At 73.0% G+C, this 18,318-nt stretch carries 13 protein-coding genes; 5 read left to right on the forward strand and 8 right to left on the reverse strand.

Annotated elements, in window-relative coordinates:
• Window positions 1-2: 2 nt before the first annotated feature.
• The 3 genes from ACPPVO_RS44755 to ACPPVO_RS44765 all read right to left on the reverse strand — a co-directional run bounded on the left by ACPPVO_RS44755 (window position 3) and on the right by ACPPVO_RS44765 (window position 4,397).
• A complete protein-coding gene (locus tag ACPPVO_RS44755) occupies window positions 3-242 on the reverse strand; it encodes a DUF6289 family protein (protein ID WP_426504656.1) in 240 nt (79 codons plus the stop codon).
• A 73-nt stretch (window positions 243-315) separates the two neighbouring features.
• Window positions 316-1,128 (reverse strand): MHYT domain-containing protein, encoded by an 813-nt coding sequence (locus ACPPVO_RS44760; protein ID WP_426504658.1) that lies wholly within the window; start codon window positions 1,126-1,128, stop codon window positions 316-318.
• A 101-nt stretch (window positions 1,129-1,229) separates the two neighbouring features.
• Window positions 1,230-4,397: a glycoside hydrolase family 3 N-terminal domain-containing protein gene (locus ACPPVO_RS44765; protein ID WP_426504660.1), complete on the reverse strand. Its 3,168-nt coding sequence runs from the start codon at window positions 4,395-4,397 to the stop codon at window positions 1,230-1,232.
• 134 nt (window positions 4,398-4,531) lie between these two features.
• Here ACPPVO_RS44765 and ACPPVO_RS44770 point away from each other — a divergent pair, with 134 nt between their 5' ends.
• Window positions 4,532-5,155 carry a TetR/AcrR family transcriptional regulator gene (locus tag ACPPVO_RS44770; RefSeq protein ID WP_426504662.1) on the forward strand — a complete coding sequence of 208 codons (624 nt, stop codon included), beginning with the start codon at window positions 4,532-4,534 and terminating at the stop codon, window positions 5,153-5,155.
• Between the two features lie 320 nt (window positions 5,156-5,475).
• A complete protein-coding gene (locus ACPPVO_RS44775; protein WP_426504664.1) occupies window positions 5,476-7,335 on the forward strand; it encodes a hypothetical protein in 1,860 nt (619 codons plus the stop codon).
• Between the two features lie 4 nt (window positions 7,336-7,339).
• On the opposite strand, the gene ACPPVO_RS44780 is transcribed toward ACPPVO_RS44775, so the two are convergent.
• Window positions 7,340-7,648 (reverse strand): hypothetical protein, encoded by a 309-nt coding sequence (locus ACPPVO_RS44780; protein WP_426504666.1) that lies wholly within the window; start codon window positions 7,646-7,648, stop codon window positions 7,340-7,342.
• Between the two features lie 126 nt (window positions 7,649-7,774).
• On the opposite strand from ACPPVO_RS44780, the gene ACPPVO_RS44785 reads away from it, so the two are divergent.
• Window positions 7,775-7,963: a hypothetical protein gene (locus ACPPVO_RS44785; protein WP_426504668.1), complete on the forward strand. Its 189-nt coding sequence runs from the start codon at window positions 7,775-7,777 to the stop codon at window positions 7,961-7,963.
• Window positions 7,964-8,212: 249 nt separating this feature from the next.
• A complete protein-coding gene (locus ACPPVO_RS44790) occupies window positions 8,213-9,007 on the forward strand; it encodes a hypothetical protein (RefSeq protein WP_426504670.1) in 795 nt (264 codons plus the stop codon).
• Between the two features lie 15 nt (window positions 9,008-9,022).
• Here ACPPVO_RS44790 and rph read toward each other — a convergent pair whose 3' ends face one another.
• Window positions 9,023-11,608: a rifamycin-inactivating phosphotransferase gene (gene rph / locus ACPPVO_RS44795; protein WP_426504671.1), complete on the reverse strand. Its 2,586-nt coding sequence runs from the start codon at window positions 11,606-11,608 to the stop codon at window positions 9,023-9,025.
• Between the two features lie 161 nt (window positions 11,609-11,769).
• Window positions 11,770-12,765, reverse strand: a complete 996-nt coding sequence (locus ACPPVO_RS44800) for a LacI family DNA-binding transcriptional regulator (protein ID WP_426504673.1) — start codon at window positions 12,763-12,765, stop codon at window positions 11,770-11,772.
• Between the two features lie 196 nt (window positions 12,766-12,961).
• Here ACPPVO_RS44800 and ACPPVO_RS44805 point away from each other — a divergent pair, with 196 nt between their 5' ends.
• The gene (locus ACPPVO_RS44805; protein WP_426504675.1) at window positions 12,962-15,964 is read left to right on the forward strand and encodes a TIM-barrel domain-containing protein; all 3,003 of its coding nucleotides are present in this window, start codon (window positions 12,962-12,964) and stop codon (window positions 15,962-15,964) included.
• Between the two features lie 47 nt (window positions 15,965-16,011).
• Here ACPPVO_RS44805 and ACPPVO_RS44810 read toward each other — a convergent pair whose 3' ends face one another.
• Together ACPPVO_RS44810 and ACPPVO_RS44815 are read right to left on the reverse strand one after the other, a co-directional pair.
• Complete coding sequence (locus ACPPVO_RS44810) at window positions 16,012-17,604, reverse strand: alkaline phosphatase D family protein (protein ID WP_426504677.1); 1,593 nt, start codon at window positions 17,602-17,604, stop codon at window positions 16,012-16,014.
• A gap of 60 nt (window positions 17,605-17,664) precedes the next feature.
• Window positions 17,665-18,306 carry a TetR family transcriptional regulator gene (locus tag ACPPVO_RS44815; RefSeq protein ID WP_426504678.1) on the reverse strand — a complete coding sequence of 214 codons (642 nt, stop codon included), beginning with the start codon at window positions 18,304-18,306 and terminating at the stop codon, window positions 17,665-17,667.
• Window positions 18,307-18,318 lie beyond the last annotated feature (12 nt).

Here is an 18,318-nt window from a genome sequence, read left to right on the forward strand (position 1 = left end):
CCTCAGCAGGGCGTGAAGAACACCTGCCGGATACCCGACGTCACGCCCCAGCTGCCGGCGGGTTGACCGCAGCCGGTCCACGACTGCCCGATGACCTGGGTCTTGGCCGAGTCGGCGTAGTAGGCGAAGACGATGAGCAGGTCTCCGCCGGGCGGCGGTGGCGGGATCGCGCCCGCCGGGGTCACGGCGCCGGCGATGACGGCGCCGGCGACCAGCACAGCGAGCAGGGTACGGCGAACCATGGGGCATCCCTTCGACAACGGCCGATGTATCGGCCATTGTCGCCGCTGCCGGCCGGGGAGACAATCGGCGTCGTCAGCCGACGCCGGCGTGCCTCGGCAGCGGCCGGTCGCGCCGCGGTCCCGGCGGCCGGGGCGCCGGGCGGGCCACCGGGGCGTCCCGGTCCTCCGTGGACACCGTGTGCAGCGCCAGGAACGCCAGCACGACGACGGCGGCCGACGCCAGCAGCGTGATCGGCAGCTCGAGGCTGATCGGCGTGACGCCCCGCACCGGCCCGTGCCAGCCGGCGTCGAGGTGCACCCGGACGGCGGTCATCGCGGTGTAGTGCATCGCGCAGACCGTGAGGGCCATCACGCCGCCCGCGATGAGCACCTGGCCGCGGCCGCGGACGACCACGGACAGCCACAGGGCCACGATCGCCGCGACGATCGCGACCAGGACGGAGGCCAGCACCAGGTTGGCCTCGTACGTGAGCGAGCCGGCCACACGTACCGCGGCCATGCCGGTGTAGTGCATGGCCGACACGCCGACGCCGGTGAACACGCCGCCGAAGACGATCCGCACCGGGCTCGGGCGGCCGGTGCCGGCGACGAACAGGCCGACGAACACCACCGCGCCGGCGAGCACCGCGCTCACCGCGGTCAGGCCCAGGTCGTACCGCAGCGGCGAAGCGGGAACGTCGAAGCCCAGCATCGCCATGAAGTGCATGAGCCAGATGCCGCCCCCGAGGGTCACGGAGGCCAGCGTCAGCCAGCGCTTGCGGTGCGCCGAGCCGGCCGTCCGTCCCCGGGCGGCGCAGCTCAGCGCCAGGCCGCAGCCCAGGAAGGCCAGGCCGAACGCGAACGCGGGGTTCAGCGCACCGTGCGAGAACATGTCCACCGTGGTCACACGCGCCATCTAGTGACCACCGGCGGCCCGGCCGACGCACACGGTGTGCGTCGGCCGGGCCTGGTGAGGGGCCGTTCACCCGTACGGGGGCCCGGCGTTCGTCAGCCGTGCCGCTGCACGCGGTCCTTGTCGACCGTGACGTAGGACGGCAGGTGGCGGAACTGGCTGGTGTACGGCCCGACGGTGATGCCGCGGACGTGCTGCAGGCCGGCCAGCTGCTGGAAGGGCAGGCTCTGCATCGCGACGTTCAGGATGCGCGTCGCGCTGCGTTGCAGGTCACCCAGGCGCATGTCGTAGCTCGCCGGGTAGTTGCCCTTGAGCACCAGGGTGTAGGCCGTCACCGGGCTGGTGGCGTCGGCCGGGTTCTGATGCACGACGCCGGTCACCGTGATGGCCGCCTTCTGGTCGGCGGTGAGCGCGGTGCTCGCCGGGTCGAGCAGCGCCTGCACCGCCGCGTACGCGTCCTGGACGGAGGCGAAGGGCGCGTTCGGCGTGAACACCGTCTGCCCCGCCGCGTTCGGGGCGGTGGTGCCGGACAGCGGCACCCGGGTCAGGTCGGTGTGCTCGTCGACAGTGGTGCTGACGCTCTGGCCGCCGGTGGCGGTCAGGGACAGGTTGCCCAGCGACCACGAGTACGTGGTGGTGGTCGTGCCGTTGCGTACCCGGATGGTCTTGTTGTAGACGGGCAGGCCGCCGACGTCGATGGTCGGGGTGACCTTGCGGCTGGCGTTGATGACCTCGTTCGGGTTGTTCCCGGGCATGATGAGGTCGTTGCCGGCGTACATCGTGCCGGTGGCGCCGTGGTTGCCGCCCCAGTCGGTCATGACGAGGCCCTTGAAGTCCCACTCCCCGTGCAGGATGTCGGTGACCAGGTCGTAGTTGCGCGACGCCCAGGTGCCGTTGATCTTGTTGTAGGACGTCATGACGGCCATCGGCTGCGCCGACCGGACGGCGTACTCGAAGCCCTTGAGCTCGATCTCGCGCAGCGCGCGTTCACCGACGACGGCGTTGGAGGAGTTGCGCAGGGTCTCCTGGCTGTTCTCGGCGTAGTGCTTCAGCGTCACCCCGACGCCCGGGTGGCTCTGCACGCCCTTCGTCGTCGCGGCCGCGGTGAGCCCGGCGATGAGCGGGTCCTCGGAGTAGTACTCGAAGTTGCGGCCGTTGAGCGGGTCGCGGTGGATGTTCATGCCCGGCGCGAGCCACAGCGTGGCGCCGTAGGTCACCATCTCCTGGCCCACGGCCGTGGCGACCCGCTGCACCAGGTCCCGGTCCCAGGTCTGGGCGAGCATGGTGCCGATCGGCCACGCGGTGGCCCACTGGTACGTCGCCGGCGTGGTCGGGATCTGCTGGGTGATGCGCAGCCCGGCCGGCCCGTCGGAGGCCGTCATCCCCGGGATGCCGAGGTTCTCGTACTTGGCCGTGGTGTACCCGGCCGCGCCGACCGCCGTCGGCGTGGTGCCCGCCGCGCTCGCGCCCTCCACGATGTTCGCCAGCTGCGTGACGTCGAGGCCGGCGACGAACTGCTCCATGCTGACGCGGCCCTTGGCCACGTCGTACAGCGTCGCGTTCGTCGCCGGGCGCACGGCCCGGACCCGCTCGCCGGTCTTCGGCGAGTACGGCGCGCCGGTACCCTCCCAGTTGCTCTGCCGCGGGTCGACGTAGGCGGTGGTGGCGCCGATGGGGCTGCCGTCGATGGCGTAGTACGGCGAGTCGGTCGGGACGGGCACCGACTGCTCGTACGGCGAGCGGCTGTCGCTCGGGTGGAACGAGCTCGCCTTGAGCCCGATCCGGGGCGCCCGGGCCAGCTCGGCCGGCTCGCCCGCGTACCCGAAGAAGTTCGCCGGCGAGCTGGTGAGCTCGGTCGCCGGCTTCTGGTCGGCGGCCTCGTTCGCGACCCGCTCGGTCACCACTGTCGCGGACAGGCTGAGCTTCGCCGCGACGTGCGTGTCGCGGGAGGACGAGCCGACGCGCACGACGTAGTCGCCGGCGTCCATGACGTACGCCGCGCGGGCCTCGTCGTAGGAGGACATCTGCGTGGTGTCGTAGGCGATGGTCAGGTCCTGCGACGCGCCGGGCGGCAGCTCGTCGGTCTTGGCGTAGCCGGCGAGCTCCTGGTACGGCTTGTCGAGGCCGGTCTGCGGCGCGGAGAAGTACACCTGCACGACCTGCCGGCCGCTGCGGTTGCCGGTGTTGGTGACCGTCACCTTGACCTTGGTGGTCCCGGCGTCCGCCTCGACCTTCCGCGGCTCGATCCGGAAGCTCGTGTACGACAGGCCGAATCCGAACGGGTAGTTGACCACGCTCGCCGGGTCGGCGGGGTTCAGCGACCTGAAGAACGAGTCGAAGTACCGGTACCCGACGTAGATGCCCTCGCTGTACTGCTCGCTCGTGGCGTCGCCGTCGTTGTTCGCGAAGGTCGCCGACGCCGGGTAGTAGGAGTACTTCGAGGCCCAGGTGTCGGTGAGCCGGCCCGACGGGTCGACGGTGCCGTTGAGCACGTCGACGAGCGCGTTGCCGGCCTCCTGGCCGGCCTGGCTCATGAGCAGCAGCGCGTCGAGCGCGGAGCCGCCGTGCGGGTCCTTCGCGGCGGCGTTGACGGCCGGGTAGAAGGACGTGTCCACCACGCCGCCGACGTTGAGCACCACCGTGACGTGGGTGTACGTCTGCCCGATCAGGGCCAGGTCGGCCTTCTCGGTGTCGGTGAGCTGGTAGTCGCCGGGGCCGGACGAGCGGTCGCTGCCCTCGCCGGAGTTGCGCGCGACGACGAACAGTGCCGTGTCCGTCGGCGCCTTGGGCTGGACGCTCGCGGCGGTGAGCACCTGCTCGACCGAGGCGTAGTCGACCGCCGGGCCGAAGATGGTGCCGGGCGCGGGCGGCGGGTACTTCGTGTCGTACGCGCTCGTCATCGCCGACCAGTACGCGTCACTGGTCGTCACGTGGTAGCCGGCGTTCTCCAGGCCCTGCCGGGCGTTGACGGTGTAGCGGTTGTTGACGTCACCCGAGCCGGTGCCGCCCTTCACCGTCTTGTACGCGCCGACGCCGAAGAGCGCGACGTTGCCGGAGCGGGCCATGGGCAGGGCCCGGCCCCGGTTGTCCAGCAGCACCATGCCCTCGGTGGCGGCCTTCCTGGACAGCGCGGCGTTGGCCAGCTCGAGCTGGCTGGGGTTGGGGTCGGTGGTGGCGGCCTGAGCGGGGCCGGCCGAGGGAGTGATGAGCGCGAGCGCCAGGCCGGCCGCCGCCGCTGAAGCTCGTTTTCGGAGGCGCTTCATTGGGTTCCTCCCGGGTGTTTGGTGTCGCCCACAACATATTGGTCGGCCAATTTCCGGGGAAGACCTACCGACCACTCGGTAGTAACAAGTCGGTAACGGCCGGGAAACACGCAGGTCGTGACTACACTCACGGGATGCCGACACGAGTCCCTCGGGCGTCCGGCACCCAGAGGGGTGCGCGCACCCGCGCCGAGATCCTGCGCGCCGCGGTGCCGCTGTTCGTCCAGAACGGCTACCGGGGCGCGCCGCTGGCCGCCGTCGCCGTCGCCGCCCAGATGACCCAACCCGGGGTGCTGCACCACTTCCCGTCGAAGGAACATCTCCTGATGGCGGTGCTGGAGGAGCGCGACCGCGAGTCGCGGGAGGCCATGCGCGAGGCCCTGCGGGAAGGCGGAGTCGCCGCCCTGCACGCCCTGGAGGACCTGGTCGAGCACAACGCCGACACGCCGGAGCTCGTCCAGCTGTTCACCGTGCTGGTCGGCGAGGCGGTCGCCGCCGAGCACCCGGCCCACGGGTTCTTCGTCGAGCGCTACGAGCACATCCGCCACCGCATCGCGCACGCGGTGCGCCACGGCCAGGAGACCGGCGCCTTCCGGTCCGACGCGGACGCCGAGACGATCGCGGCGATGGTGATCGCGATGATGGACGGGCTGCAGATCCAGTGGCTGCTGGACCGGCAGTTGGACATGGCCGGCAGTTTCCGGCGCTTCGTCGGGATCCTGCGGCAGTACCTGGGCGACCAGCAGCCGGCGTCCTGACGGCCGGAGGTCGTCGACGCCCCGGCGGCCAGTGCGCCGAGGCCATGGCCGACACGGTCATCGCGGTCTGGAGGCGACGACGCTCCGCCCGCGCTGACGCTCAGCTCGCCGCCAGTCGCCGGAGGGCGCTGCCGGTGGTGCCGTCGTGACGTCATGGGCACGCGGGGCTACTTGTGGTCCGGTTCAAATTAGCGTTATGCCTTCCTTCGCCGCCCCTCCCGGCCTTTTCCGCGGCAGTACGGTCGGGCCGTAGCCTTCAGGTTGCCGCACAGCCCCCGGCCACGCCGGGAGCCGTGTGCCGCCATGGCAAGGAGCGCGGCGTGTTCGACAAACGCCCGGCGTGGAAGCTGGGTCATCGCAGCTCGGAGCGCGAGTCCACCGGTCGCCGGGGGCTGGGCCGGCCATTGTTGACGCTGGGCGTGCCCGTGCTGGTCGCGGCGCTCGGCGGCATCGTGCTCACGTCGCAGGTCGCCCTCGCCGGCCAGGACGCGCCCGAGGTCACGTGCACGCTCACCGTGCCCGCCGACCCGTTGAGCGCGAAGGGCCTGGCCACGGCGTACCGCCTCGAGGCGCCCTGCCACGAGGCCGACGCCGGCTCGGCCGCCTTCGTGCAGGCCACGATCGTGGACCCGGCGACCGGCGCCGTGTCGGTGTACAACCCGCTGGTCGTCGACGCCGGCATGCGCCCGGCCGCGCCGCCCGCCCCGCCGAAGCTGCCCGCCGGCGCGGTCGTGGGGCTGTGGTTCGGCTTCAACGGCGACAACCTGCGCCTCGCCGGCGACCACGGCAGCCTCGCGGCCGGCAAATGCGTCAACGGCCAGGACAAGTCGATCTTCGGCCAGTTCGCGTACTGCAACGCCCCCGCCCTGTTCAGCGCGGCCAACACCGCGATCGCGGCCGGCAAGCTCACCGTGCCGGGCCTCGGCACCGCCGCCGACGGCCGCCCGTGCCCGACGACGCGCGACTTCGGCCTGGTCGACATGGACCAGAGCGACAACGTCACCACCACCTACCTGGTGCTCGCCGACGGCACGACCGCCCAGAACACGAAGGCGAACCGCACCACGCTCGGCCGGCGCGGCGCCCGCGTCGCGGTCAACGGCAGCGACAACGCCCTGCTCGACGCGCACGTCTTCCCGGCGCTGGGCTGCACGCCGTTCCGCGCGCCGGACCTCGCCGACGGCGGCGCCCCGGCCACGTCGCTCGCCCTCAACGAGCTGCAGGCCGCCGCGCACCAGGCCGCCCCGGTGGCGCTGGTGCCGACCTCGGACCCGATGACGAAGCTGGGCGACAAGACGAGCGTCGCGAAGACCGACCTGTACCGCGCCGGCGTCGGCCAGCCCGCCATCGACGCCGCGGCCGAGACGCCCAAGGCCTACTGCACCGGCCTGCTCCAGGTCGGCGCCGACCGCATCGAGCTCGACCGCAGCCTGACCGTCCGCGCCCCCTCGCCGGACCCGGAGGCGGCGAACAGCCTGTTCACGTTCCTGGCCGAGCGCTTCAGCGGCGCCTACGACGAGCTCGGCTGCCCGCGGCTGCTGCGCACGAAGAACCCGGTCACGGTGACCACCGACAAGAAGGGCGTGGTCGTCAGCGCCCGCTTCGCCCTTCCGCCCCGGCCGTCCACCCCGGCCACGACGCCGGCCACCCGGCCGCCGGAGCACAGCACACAGCCGACGCACAGCACACAGCCGACGCACACGACGACCTCGGCGCCCCCGCAGACGGTGGTCGAGACGACCCGGCCGCCGCAGACGGTGGTGCAGACGACCCGGCCGCCGCAGACCGTGGTCCAGACCACCCGGCCGCCCCAGCCGACCCACCCGGCGCAGACCGGCCAGGCCGCCGCGCCGGCCGCCACCGGGACGACAGAGCCGGCCGCCACCGGGACGACCCAGCCGGCCGACAACGCGACGACGTCCGACCCGCCGGCGAGCGAAGACCCGCCGGCCGGCAACGCCGACCCGCCGGACCCGGCCGTCGACGCGATGCGGCTGAAGGCCCCCGACACCACGGCGGCCCTGACCGGCACCTCAATCGCCAGCACCGCGGTCGGCGTCATCCTGCTGGTCGGCGGCGCCATCGCCTGCATCGCCGGGTTCGTCCGCGCCGCCCGCCGCAACCGCGGCCGGTACTTCCCCGACGCCCCTCCCCCCACCACGGAGCCCGGCCCCTGGTAAGGCCTCAGATCGCGCCGAGGACGTTCTGGATGCCGACCACCGCCGCGCCGCGGGCCCAGTCGGTGAACGTCAGCGGGGCGGTGGTGATCTCCAGGTGGCAGTTCTGGGCCTCTCCCGGGCCGGGGCGCAGGCGGTCCGCGATCGTCGCCGCCATCGCCGGGGACTCGGCGATGGCCGTGACGTTCTCGCCGGCCAGCACGATCCGGGTGGTCTGCAGGGCGCCGGCGAACGTCGCCACCGTGTGGCCGAGCGCGCGGGCCGCGGCGTCGAGCAGGGCCGTCGCGGCCCGGTCGCCGGCGTCGCGGGCGGCCACGATCGCGTCGAAGCCGGTGCCGGCGTGCCGTTCCAGGTCCTCGCGGCCGGGTCCCGCCCGAGGAGCGCAACCAGCACATCCTGGACCTGAGCCGGGCCCGGCGCCTTCGTGCACGTGCTCGGGCAGATGACGGAGGTGCTGTCGAAGCACGACATCGACTGCGTGAAGTGGGACCACAACCGCGACGTCATCGAGGGCGGCTCGGGCGCGACCGCGGGCCGGCCCGCCGTCCGCGCGCAGACGCGGGCCGCTACACGGTCGCCCGCCTCGACCCGGGCCCGCGCCCGGCCTACGAGCCGCCGCCGGGCCCGCTGAGCGGCGCGGCCCTGGCCGGCATCGGCCTGCCGGGCCCGCCCCCGGCCCCCCTCACGACGACGATCGTCCACCTGCGGCGCACCGCCTGAAATTTTCAGGCCGATCCGCACGGGCACCCGGGCCCCGCAGAATCGGTTGAACCCTCGGTACGGGGTCGCCGTACCACGCGACGAGTTCCCTCCACCGTCGAAGGGTCGGCGTCGCGTGTCCACTGTAGACATTCATCCCAGAGCCCGGCGGAAATGGCTGTTGCTCGGCACCGGAGTGCTCGCGCTGCTCAGCGTCGGGCTCGGGCTCGGCGTCGCCGCGGCGCAGACAAACGACAGCGGCGCGCCGGGCAGCATCGTCTGCCCGTCGGTGGCCGACGAGCTGCCGGCGGTACCGGCGGAGGCCCAGGCCGAGGTCGACCGCAACCTGGCCCTGCTCAACACCCAGATCGCCGAGGCCGACCAGCGGCTCGCCACCAGCCGGGGCCAGGGCGGCCCGAACTTCGTCGGCAACGCTATCCTGGGCCCGCTCAAGGACAAACGGGCCGCGACCATCGACCGCATCGCCATCGCGATCGGGCGCCACGCGGCCCGCCCGACCGGCCTGGACGCGCTGGCGGCCTGCCGCGTGGTGCAGGGCCGGCCGCCCGCGACCGCCGTGGTGCCGGCCGCCGGCGCGACGCGGACGACCGCGGCCCCGGCGCCGGCGCGGACGACCGCGGCCCCGGCGAAGACCACGACCGCGCCGGTGAACACCGGCAACGGCTCCGCCATCGTCTGCCCGTCGGTGGCCGACAAGCTGCCCGCGATCCCGGCCCGGGCGCAGGCCGAGGTCGACCGCAACCTGGCCCTCCTGGACACCCAGATCGCCGAGGCCGACCAGCGGCTCGCCACGAGCCGGGGCCAGGGCGGCCCGAACTTCGTCGACAACGCGATCCTCGGGCCGCTCAAGGACAAGCGGGCCGCGACAATCAACCGCATCGCCACCGCCATCGGGCGCAACGCGGCCCGCCCGGAGGGCCTCGCCGAGTCCCTCGCCGCGTGCACCCTGGCCTGACCGTGAGGCGGCGGATCAGGGCAGGATCTCGACGTACCCGTCGGTTCCGTGCACCCTGATCCGCTGCCCGTCGGCGATCAGCCGGGTGGCGCCGACCACGCCGACGACGGCCGGCAGGCCGTACTCCCGGGCGATCACCGCGCCGTGGGTCATGAGGCCCCCCACCTCCGTGACCAGGCCCGCGATCGCCACGAACAGCGGCGTCCAGCTGGGGTCCGTGTAGGCCGTGACCAGGATGTCGCCCGGTTCGAGGGCGGCCTGCGCCAGGTCCAGCACGACGCGGGCCCGTCCCTCGACGAACCCGGCCGAGACCGGCAGGCCGGCCAGGGCCCCCGCCGGCACGTCGTCGCGCCGGTACTCCCCCATGAGGGCCTCGCCGTCCGAGGTGAGCACCCGCGGCGGGGTGAGCGCCTGGTGAGACCGGAACGCCTCCCTGCGCCGGGCGATGAGCGCGTCGTCCACCCGGTTCGTGCGCACGACCTCGCGCAGCTCCGGGAACGTGAGGTAGAAGATGTCCTCCCTCTCGCGCAACGCTAGGCGCCCGGCCTCCTCGAGCAGGGCCCGCTTGTACACGAAGTAGCGGCTGATCATGCCGTACTTCGGGTACTCCCGGTAGCCGATGAACGTCCGCGCCAGGTCGATCATGCGCTTGGTCTCCTCGGCCCGGCGCTCCCCGTCGGGCAACGCGCGCAGGCGCTCCAGCACGTCGCGCTCCTTCGCCTCCGCCTCCAGCCGCCCCTGCTCGAAGCGCCGCGCGCCGGCGCCCGGCTCGAAGTTGCGGATGTTGCCGAGGATCACGGGCACGAGCGTGGACGGGCGCTCCCTCCAGCGCGGCCGGGTGATGTCGATCTCGCCGGTGCAGCGCATGCCGTACCGCTCCAGCCACGCCTCGATGGCGTCCCGCGCCTCCGGGCCGCCCGGGAGCTTCGGCAGCTCGTCGAGAAAGTCCTCGTCCGCGACGTCGTGCAGGAACGCCACCACGTCCGGGTGGGGGCGGATCGCGTCCGCGACGTCCAGCAGCGCCAGCCCCATCTCCGACGTGACGTTGTTGGGAACCGACTGCGTGAGCGTGTCCGCCACGTTCTTCTCGCCCAGCCACTCCAGCAGCTTGTCGTTGAGCCACCACGCGGCCTCCATGGCCGACATGAACACCTGATGGCTCCGCCGGTCGAACAGGACCCGCCGCAGCTCCTGCAGGTCCGCCTCGATGAAGTCGAGCAGCGCCGGCCCGGACTTCGTGCGGATGTCGCGCTCCGCGGCGGCGACGGACTCCTCGCCGAGCCGGATCAGCTCGGTGACGACGGCCGGGTCGGGCTCGATCGGGTCCGGGGCGGCGCGCGGCAGCGGCGCGGGGGGCGCCGCGTCCGGGAGGGGCCGGATGTAGCCGTCGCGCTCGAGGATGCTGCGCACCGCGTCCGTGGTCAGCGGGTCGGACCTCGCCATGAGCTCCAGGAGGGCCTCGCGGGTGGCCGGCGCGGCCAGCCGCTGGGTGACGTCGACGAACAGGCGGCCGCCGGCCTCGGCCATGGGCGCGGGGGTCGTCATCTGCCAGAAGGAGAGGCCGAGGGGCTTCATGGCGTCGGTCATCATCTGCTGGTGGCCGACGGAGAGGTACACGTGGTTCTCGCCGTCGGCGGACTCGGGGACGGGGAACAGCGTGGTGATCGGCCGGCTCTGCACGATCTGGAAGTCGTCGCCGGCCAGGCACCATTCGATGTCCTGGGGGCGGCCGAAGTGCGCCTCGATCCGGCGGCCGAGGTGCGCCAGCCGCAGGACCTGGGCGTCCGTCAGCGCCGGCCGGTCCTGCCGCTCCGGGTCGATCGCCTCCTCGCGCGTCCCGCCCGCCGGGTCGGCGTGGATGGCGAGCCGCTTGGTGCCGACCGCCCGGGCCACGACCTCGCCGTCGCGCACCTGGTAGACGTCCGGGTTCACCAGGCCGGAGACCAGGGCCTCGCCGAGGCCGAAGCCGGCCTCCACGGTGGTGACCCGGCGGTTGCCGGTGACCGGGTCGGCCGTGAACAGGATGCCGGCCGCCTCCGGGAAGACCATCCGCTGCACGACCACGGCCATGTGGACCGTGCGGTGGTCGATGCCGTTGCGCCGGCGGTACGTCACCGCGCGCTCGGTGAACAGCGAGGCCCAGCACCGGCTGACGTGCCGCAGGATCGACTCCGGGCCCGCGACGTTCAGGTAGGTGTCCTGCTGGCCGGCGAAGGAGGCGGTCGGCAGGTCCTCCGCCGTCGCACTGGACCGGACCGCGCAGGCGACCCGCTCGCCGAGCCGCCCCACGGCGCCGGTGATCGCCGCCGCGATCTCGCCCGGGACGGCGGTCTCCTCGATGGTCCGGCGGAGCTGCGCGCTGATCGCGCGGGTCGCCTCGCGGTCGTCCGGGCCGAGGCGCGACAGCCGGTCGAACGCCTCGTCGATCGACGGCGCCTGCGCCATGACCCGCCGGAAGGCGTCCGTCGTCACGCAGAAGCCGGCCGGCACGTGGATGCCCTCGATCCGTGTCAGCCCGCCCAGGTGCGCGCCCTTGCCCCCGGCGAGCGCGACCCCCGCCTCGTCGATCTCGTGCAGCCCCACCGCGTACCGCTCGCTCACGCACTACCTCCGACCAGTCCGTTTTCGGTCCGGCCGTCGATTCTGCGGCTCGACCCGGGCCTTGCCGCAAGCCCCCCGGTGCGTTATACGTTAGAAGTGGCAGGGAGTGCGATCTCCCTGCCTCTGCTTTGTCATCGACCGGGTGAGGGCGCCGGCCCCGGTCATCGGCGCGGTTGCGGCGCCGGGCCGGTGGACGCGCGCACGATCAGCCGGGTCGGCAGCGAGGCGCGGGCGCCGCCCGGCCGCGGGCGCTCGTTGAGCAGGTCGACGAGCAGGTCGACGCCCGCCCGGCCGCACTGGTCCTTCGGCTGGCTCACGGTCGTCAGCGCCGGGCTGACGAGGGCCGAGGCCGGGATGTCGTCGAAGCCGACGATGCTCACGTCGTCGGGCACCCTGACCCCGCGGGCGCCGAACCGGCTCATGAGGCCCAGCCCGATCATGTCGTTGTAGGCGATCACCGAGGTGACGCCGGCCGCCAGGACCAGGTCGGCGACGGCCACGCCGCCCTCGAAGTCGGGCGACACGTGGCCCGCCTCGACCACCTCGAGGTCCAGGCCGGCCGCGACGGTCCGCACGGCGCGGGCCCGTTCCCGGTTGACCCAGGAGGCACGGGGGCCGGCGACGTAGGCGAGGCGCCGGTGGCCGAGCGCGGCGAGGTGGGCCAGCGCCTGGCGGATGCCGTCGGCGTTGTCGAAGATGATGGACGGCAGCTGGCCGACCCGGCGGTTGAGCAGGACGACCGGGACGTCACCGCAGACGGAGCGCAGCTCGTCGTCGCCGGCGCGGGGCGCGCACAGCACGAAGCCGTCGACCTGTTTGGTCAGCGTCCGGATGAGGTCCGTCTCGGTGGCGGGGTCCTCGTCGGAGTCGGCCAGCAGCACCGCGAGCCCGAAGTCCCGGGCCCGGCGCTGCGCGGCCTTGACGATGCCCGGGAAGAACGGGTTGGCGATGTCGGGCACCACGAGCCCGATGGCGCCGGTGCGTCCGGTGCTGAGGCCGCGGGCGATCCGGTTCGGGTGGTACCCGAGCCGGGCGACGGCCCGCTCGACCCGCTCCCGCGTCTTGGGGCGCACCTGGTCCGGGGCGGCGAGCGCGCGGGACACCGACGACTGCGAGACGCCGGCCAGCCGAGCGACGTCCTTGATGGTCGCGGCCATGCCCGCCTCCTGACGCCGGCTCCGGAAACGGTTCCAGATCTTGTCAGCAGGCCGACGATAGCACGATGTGCGTCGATGCATTATGGGTGTTGACAAGCCGACTCGGCGGGATCAGTGTGGGAACCGTTTCCGCCGCGCAGCGTCCGCCAACCCTGCCCGGAGACCGAATCGCCGCACCTTACGAGGAGTCGATGCGATGAAGCGAAGAAACGTGCTCGGACTGGCCGCCGGACTGTCGATCGGCGCGGTCGCCGCGCCGGGCCGGGCCGAGGCCGCCACCGGAGAACAGCTCGGCAACTACGCGTCGCACGCGACCGACGCCCGCAGCATCACCGTCACCAGCGCCACCGGCCAGCGGCTGAAGATCACCGCGTACGGCAACCAGATCGTCCGGGTCCGCGCGATCCGGGGCGGGGAGACGTTCTTCGCCGACTCGCGGTACGAGATGGTGGTGCCCGCCAACCACGCGGGCATGGGCGGCAGCCTGAGCGTCACCGACTCCGGCACCGCGCTGACGATCGTCACCGGCGCCGCCGACGGCGTCCGGATCGTGCTGCAGAAGAACCCGCTGCGGCTGGAGTTCTACCACCGCGGTACCGGGGCGCTGCTGGCGAAGGAGGACGCGACCCGCGGCATCACCTGGGGCGGTACCGACAACAGCGTCGTCACCGAGGCCTTCGTCCCGCCGCCCGCCGACGAGCACTTCGTCAAGGCGGGGCACGGGTTCTACGGGCGCTCGCCCCGGGTCGACCGGACCGGCGACGTCGTGGCGCACAACTACGGCTCCGTCCGCGGCGACCAGGCGCCCGCGATCGTGCCGCTCTACCTGTCCACCAAGGGCTACGGCGTCTTCTTCAACACGACGTTCGACGTCACCTACTCCTTCGCCAGCGGCACCGCCAAGGACTACGCGTTCTCCGCGGACGACCACGCCACCGCCGGCGCCCGGCCGCAGATGGACTACTTCCTCATCAACGGCCCGGAGTTCGCGAAGCTCCTCGACCGGTACACCCAGCTGACCGGCCGCCCGCGCCTGCCCCGGCTGGCCATCTTCGGCCTGCACATGACCGACAAGAACTTCCCCGACGTCAGCGACCAGAACTGGTGGCGGACGAAGATCACCCAGCATCGCAACGCCGGCTTCCCGTTCGACCACCACGTCAACGACAACCGCTGGCGGGCCGGCACCGGCGCGTGGGGCGGGTCGTGGTTCGAGTTCAGCTCCGTGCGGTGGCCCGACCCGGCCGGGTACCAGGCGTGGGCCGCGGACAACGGCGTGACGATGACCCTGGACTACAACCGCAACAACTCCAACCTCATGGCCGGCTGGGTCGGGGGCCCGCCGCCCGGCTACAGCTTCAAGGCGGCCGACCTGACCGCGGTGGCGGACAACGGTTCGGTACCCGACTGGAGCAACCCGGCCACGCGGGCCTGGGTGTGGAGCGTCTTCTGGGCCAAGGCCCTGAACCCGGCGCTGCACTACCCCGGCGACGGGCTGTGGATCGACGAGCCCGACGAGCTGGGCCCGATCCCGTTCAACGCCGACAGCGCGGGCGGCAAGAAGTGGTCGGAGCTGCGCAACGGCTACTTCTTCTACCTGCACAAGGGCGTCGGCGAGGAGGGCTGGGACCCGCAGGCGGCCGGCCACATCGGCACGGCCCGGCGCCCGTGGACCTGGAGCCGCGGCGCGTCGGCCGGGCAGCAGCGCTACGGCCACTACTGGACCGGCGACATCGCGTCCACCTACGACGAGATGCGCCAGCAGATCAGGGGCATGCTCGTCGGCGGGCTGGGCGGCTTCCCGTACTCCAACATCGACGGCGGCGGCTTCCAGGGCGGGGCCGGCGGCCTGATCCCGGAGCCGTTCTACCGCAACTGGACGGCCGCGTGGTCGAGCCTGTCGCCGATCTGGCGGCCGCACAGCGGGGCCAGCACCACCGACCAGGGCCCGGCCGCCTCCCGCTGGCCGCTCGACCAGAGCGCCGCCGTCCAGGCCGACTTCCGCAGGTACGGCGAGCTGCGGTACACCCTCCTGCCGTACATCTACAGCATCGCCCACCAGGCCGCCGCCACGGGCATGCCGATGGCCCGGGCGATGGTCATCGACTACCAGAGCCGGCCCAACGCGTACTCGCACGACCTGCAGTACATGTGGGGCCCGTCCGTGCTCGTCGCGCCGGTCACGTCGGACGGCGGGGCGACCCAGAACGTCTGGCTGCCGGCCGGCGCCACCTGGTACAACCTCTGGGCCGACATCAAGCACGCCGGCACGGACGCCACCGACCTGCCGTACGTCACCTACACCGGCGAGATCATCCTGTTCGTCAAGGCCGGCGCGATCCTGCCGAAGTACCAGTACGCGCAGAGCACGGCCTTCCTGAACAAGCGCCAACTGGAGATGGAGGTCTACGCCGGCGCCGACGGCACCTTCGACGTGGTGGAGGACGACGGCGTCACCGAGTCCTACCGCGTCACCGGGGCCAAGAGCGTCACCACGCTGGCGTACACCGACGCCGCGACCCGGACCACGATCCGCCACCCGCAGGGCACCTACGACGGCGCCCCCGCCACGCGCCGGTACGTCGTGCGCATCCACGGGCTCACCGCCCCGGTCGGCATGCGGGTCAACGGCGGCGCCACGCTGCCGTCCTACAACAGCGAGGCGACCGCCGTCACCAGCGGCGGCGGCACCGTATGGGACGCCGCCAAGCACGTCCTGACCGTCGTGACCCCGTCCATCGCCGTCGTGACCGGCGGCGGCATGGCCGCCACGGTGGAGCCGAGCGGATCGGCCTTCCCGGCCGCCACGGGCGGCACCGTGTACCCGGCCGAGCGGGCCGCGCTCAGCGGCGCCGCCATCGACACGCGCCACCCGGACTACACCGGAACGGGCTTCGTCGACTTCGCCGACGGCTCGGCCGGCGGCGCCTACGTGCAGTGGACGGTCAGCGTGCCGGCCGCGGGGACCAGGACGCTGACGTTCCGGTACGCCAACGGCACCACCGCCAACCGCCCGCTGGCGATCGCGGTCAACGGCGCCACCGTCAACGGCGCCCTGCCGTTCAACCCGACCGGCTCCTGGGACACCTGGGGCACGACGTCGTTCACCACGTCCCTGCCGGCCGGGAGCCAGCTCGCGATCCGGGCGACGACCACCGGCACCAACGGCGCGAACATCGACAGCCTGACCGTCACCTGAGGCCGAGCGGATGCGGAGTGGCCGGCCATCGACCACTCCGCACTTCGCTAGGCGGTGTGCAGGGTCGAGGCGCCGGCCTCGACGACGTAGGACGCGGTCGTGGTCACCGGGGCCTGGCGCACCTCGATCGTGTCCACCGTCCGGGCGTCCGTGCGCCACTCGTGGCGGTCGACGACGCAGCGCAGGTAGCCGCGGCGGGAGCCGTCGAAGTACCGGACGTGGGGGTTCAGGGTCGGGTTGAGCGCCTTCAGCGGGCCGTCGAACGCGATCGGGAAGTCGGAGCTGATCGACGTGGCGGTGAACTCGACGGCCACCGGGGCCTGCTCCGGCCGGTCGAAGTCGACGCGCAGCTCGCTCAGCCACGTCGAGTGGATGTCGCCCGCCAGCACGACCGGGTTGCGCACCTTGGCGTCGGTCAGGTGCTGCAGCAGGCGGGTCCGCTGCGGCGCGTAGCCGTCCCACTGGTCGAGGTTGGCCAGGATCGCCGGCACGCCGCCGGTCGGGTTCGGCAGCTTGATGCGGCTCATCATCACCTGCTGGGCGATGACGTTCCAGCGGGCCGGCGAGCGGTCGAGGCCCTCGGCGAGCCAGCGCTCCTGGTCCGCCCCGGTCAGGGTGCCGGTGGTGTTGGCGGTGCCGGCCTGCGGCAGGCCGAAGTCGCCGGGGAAGCCGCCGGGCTGGTCGGTGCGGTACTGGCGGGTGTCGAGCACGTTGAGGCGGGCCAGCCGGCCGAAGTCGAAGCGCCGGAAGATGCGCAGGTCAGGGCGGCCCGGCTTCAGGTTCGCGCGGATCGGCATGTGCTCGTAGTACGCCTGGTAGGCGGCGGCGCGCTGGCGGGCGAAGTCGGCCGGCGACTGGTGCTGCGCGCCGGTGTCGTCGACCTCGTCGACAAGCGACGCGTAGTTGTTCTCGGTCTCGTGGTCGTCCCAGGTGACGATCCACGGGAACGCGGCGTGCGCGGCCTGCAGCGCCGGATCGCCCTTGTACTGCGCGTGCCGCGCCCGGTAGTCGGCCAGCGTGACAAGCTGGTCGAGGCCGGGCGTCGCCGGGGTCGTGTGGTTGCGGTCGGCGAAGCGGCTGTGCGGGTCGTACTCGTAGATGTAGTCGCCGAGGTGCAGCACGACGTCGAGATCCTCGGCGGCCACGCCGGTGTAGGCCGGCCAGTAGCCGTTCTGGAAGTCCTGGCAGTTGACGATGGCGAAGCGCAGCCGGTCGCCGTCCTGCCACGGCGCCGGCGCGGTCTTGGTGCGGCCGGTCGGGCTGAGCACGCCGAGGGCGCGGAAGCGGTAGAAGTACTCGCGGCCGGGCTGCAGGCCGCGGACGTCGACGTGCACCGAGTGCGCCAGCTCGGGCCGCGCGCCGACCGAGCCGGCGCGGACCACCTTGCGGAACCGCTCGTCGAGGGCGACCTGCCACTCGACCTCGACCGGGCGGTCCGGCAGGTTCGCGCGCAGCAGCCGGGTCCACAGGATGACGCTGTCGGGTAACGGGTCGCCGCTGGCCACGCCGAGCGCGAACGGCGTGGCCGGGTTGCCGTGGTTGTGATCGTGATCGTTGTGCGCGGAGGCCGCCGTGGCCGGCAGCAGCACGGCGCCGGTCGTCACCACCGCTCCGGTGAGGACTTGCCGTCGGGTCAGCATGGGATCACCCTGCCGGTCGCAGCCGAACACACGCTGGCCGGCGTCCGAACGCGGGATGTTCTATGCCGGCTCGCCCGGGCCCGGGCCGGAACCCGGAAGCCCCGGCGCGCCCGGGCCCGGCAGCAACGCTCCCAGCAGTGCGGCCAGGGGTTCGGCCGCGGCGAACAGGGCCTCCCCCCGCGCGCGGTCGCCGTCCAGGTGGGTCAGCATCTCCAGGCCCAGGTAGAACGCCATCACGGCGGTCGCGGCGGCGCGGGCCGGGATGAGCTCCGCCAGCGGCGTGCCGGCGGTGAGGCGGCGCAGCAGGGTCTCCGCGTACTCCTCCCACCGCTCGATCTCCGCCCGCACGCCCGCGGCGAGGCGCTCGGAGGACCTCGCGCCGACGGTCAGCTCCTGCACGGCGGCGATGTGCCCGGTCGCCACGTCCTCGGCGTAGAGCTCCCGCAGCGCCTGCAGCATCGCGGGCGGGTCGGCGGCCGGGGCGGTGCGCTCGACGTACCGCTCCATGCGCCGGTCGCTCGTGTAGCGCATCGCCGCGAGGAACACGTCCTCGAGGTCCTCGAAGTGGTAGTAGATGACGCCGGGCGCGAAGCCGCCGGTGACCGCGATCGCGCGCGCCGTCGCGGCCGCGAACCCCTGGGTGGCGAGCGTGTCGACGGCGGCGCGCAGGATGCGGTCGCGGGCCTCGGCTTTGCGGTTCATCGGGGTCGAGCG

Source organism: Dactylosporangium sp. McL0621 (assembly GCF_049995355.1).
GTDB lineage: Bacteria > Actinomycetota > Actinomycetes > Mycobacteriales > Micromonosporaceae > Dactylosporangium.

What these genes read in the sequence shown, in the direction of transcription:
- ACPPVO_RS44755 (WP_426504656.1), bottom strand. Translation starts at nt 242, where the DNA reads ATGGTTCGCCGTACCCTGCTCGCTGTGCTGGTCGCCGGCGCCGTCATC.
- ACPPVO_RS44765 (WP_426504660.1), bottom strand. Translation starts at nt 4,397, where the DNA reads ATGAAGCGCCTCCGAAAACGAGCTTCAGCGGCGGCGGCCGGCCTGGCG.
- ACPPVO_RS44770 (WP_426504662.1), top strand. Translation starts at nt 4,532, where the DNA reads ATGCCGACACGAGTCCCTCGGGCGTCCGGCACCCAGAGGGGTGCGCGC.
- ACPPVO_RS44785 (WP_426504668.1), top strand. Translation starts at nt 7,775, where the DNA reads ATGACGGAGGTGCTGTCGAAGCACGACATCGACTGCGTGAAGTGGGAC.
- ACPPVO_RS44800 (WP_426504673.1), bottom strand. Translation starts at nt 12,765, where the DNA reads ATGGCCGCGACCATCAAGGACGTCGCTCGGCTGGCCGGCGTCTCGCAG.
- ACPPVO_RS44805 (WP_426504675.1), top strand. Translation starts at nt 12,962, where the DNA reads ATGAAGCGAAGAAACGTGCTCGGACTGGCCGCCGGACTGTCGATCGGC.
- ACPPVO_RS44810 (WP_426504677.1), bottom strand. Translation starts at nt 17,604, where the DNA reads ATGCTGACCCGACGGCAAGTCCTCACCGGAGCGGTGGTGACGACCGGC.
- ACPPVO_RS44815 (WP_426504678.1), bottom strand. Translation starts at nt 18,306, where the DNA reads ATGAACCGCAAAGCCGAGGCCCGCGACCGCATCCTGCGCGCCGCCGTC.